This window comes from Kitasatospora sp. NE20-6, assembly GCF_045862635.1.
The window spans coordinates 1-1,842 of sequence record NZ_BPRL01000152.1; the positions used below are offsets into that span (position 1 = coordinate 1).

General features: G+C 68.7%; 2 protein-coding genes. Both read right to left on the minus strand.

Annotation, left to right across the window (positions count from 1 at the left end; translation table 11 throughout):
- Window positions 1-700 (minus strand): glucose-6-phosphate dehydrogenase (locus SNE206_RS39885; RefSeq protein WP_407918490.1); only part of this gene is annotated, 700 nt, incomplete at its 3' end.
- A gap of 102 nt (window positions 701-802) precedes the next feature.
- A partial coding sequence (tal, locus tag SNE206_RS39890) for a transaldolase (RefSeq protein ID WP_407918489.1) occupies window positions 803-1,842 on the minus strand: 1,040 nt, incomplete at its 5' end.

Genomic DNA, 1,842 nt, shown 5'->3' on the forward strand with positions numbered 1-1,842 from the left:
TGATCTGCACGTGGTCGACGTAGGAGCGGTTCCAGATGGGTTCGAACATCTGGTTGGCGAACCGCAGGGCCAGGATGTTCTGGACGGTCTCCTTGCCCAGGTAGTGGTCGATCCGGAAGACCTCGTCGCGGGGGAAGACCTCGTGGACGATCCGGTTCAGCTCCTGCGCGCTCTCCAGGTCGTGACCGAACGGCTTCTCGATCACCGCCCGCCGCCAGGATCCCTTGGGCGGGTCGGTCAGGCCGTGCTTCTTGAGCTGCTGGACGACGGTGGGGAAGAACTTGGGCGGTACCGAGAGGTAGAAGGCGAAGTTGCCGCCGGTGCCCTGGGCCTGGTCGAGTTCCTCGATGGTCCTGCGGAGGGTGTCGAAGGCCTCGTCGTCGCCGAAGTCGCCCTGGACGAAGCGCATGCCCTTGGCGAGCTGCTGCCAGACCTCCTCGCGGAAGGGGGTGCGCGCGTGCTCCTTGACCGCGTCGTGCACCTCCCGCGCGAAGTCCTCGTCCTCCCATTCGCGGCGGGCGAAGCCGACGAGCGAGAAGCCCGGCGGCAGGAGTCCGCGGTTGGCGAGGTCGTAGATGGCGGGCATCAGCTTCTTGCGCGAGAGGTCACCGGTCACGCCGAAGATCACCAGGCCGGACGGCCCGGCGATCCTCGGCAGCCGGCGGTCGGCCGGATCGCGCAGCGGGTTGGAGGACTGCAGGGGATCACCCTGCCCGACCTCGGCCCCCTCGACATCGGGAAAAGCAGGGGTGTTGCTCACTGGTGTTGGCTCCGCTCTCCGTGCGCTGTTCGTGAGCAGTGATCAGTTCTGGTCGCCGTGCTTGGCGAGCGAGGCCGAGACGGTCTCCAGGAGTTCCTTCCAGGAGATCTCGAACTTCTCGACGCCCTCGTCCTCCAGGACCTGGACGACGTCGTCGTAGTCGACGCCGGCGGCGGCGACGGCGTCCATGACGGCCTGCGCGTCGGCGTAGTTGACGGTGACGGTGTCGCCGGTGACGGTGCCGTGGTCGCCGGTGGCGTCGAGGGTGGCCTCGGGCATGGTGTTGACGGTGCCGGGGGCGACCAGCTCGGTCACGTACAGGGTGTCGGGGAGGTTCGGGTCCTTGACGCCGGTGGAGGCCCACAGCGGACGCTGCGGGTTGGCGCCGGCGGACTCCAGGGCCTTCCAGCGGTCCGAGGAGAACACCTCCTCGTACGCCTGGTAGGCGAGGCGGGCGTTGGCGATCGCGGCCTTCGAGCGGAGCCCCTTGGCCTCGCCGCCGATCTTCTCCAGGCGCTTGTCGATCTCGGTGTCCACGCGGGAGACGAAGAAGGAGGCGACGGACTCGATCTGCGAGAGGTCGAGGCCGGCGGTCCGGGCCTTCTCCAGGCCGGTGAGGTAGGCGTCCATGACGGCGCGGTAGCGCTCCAGGGAGAAGATCAGCGTGACGTTGACGCTGATGCCCCTGGCGATGACCTCGGTGATGGCGGGCAGGCCGGCCTTGGTGGCGGGGATCTTGATGAGGACGTTGGGGCGGTCGACGAGCCACCACAGCTGCTTGGCCTCGGCGACGGTGGGGGCGGTCTCGTGGGCGAGGCGGGGGTCGACCTCGATGGAGACGCGGCCGTCGCGGCCGTTGGAGGCGTCGTAGACGGGGCGCAGGACGTCGGCGGCGTCGCGGACGTCGGAGGTGGTGATCATGCGGACGGCCTCGTCCACGGTGACCTTGCGCACCGCGAGGTCGTCGAGCTGGCCGTCGTAGGCGGCGCTGCCGCCGCCGATGGCCTTCTGGAAGATGGTCGGGTTGGTGGTGACACCGACGACGTGCTTCTCCTGGACGAGTTCGGCCAGGTTGCCGCTGT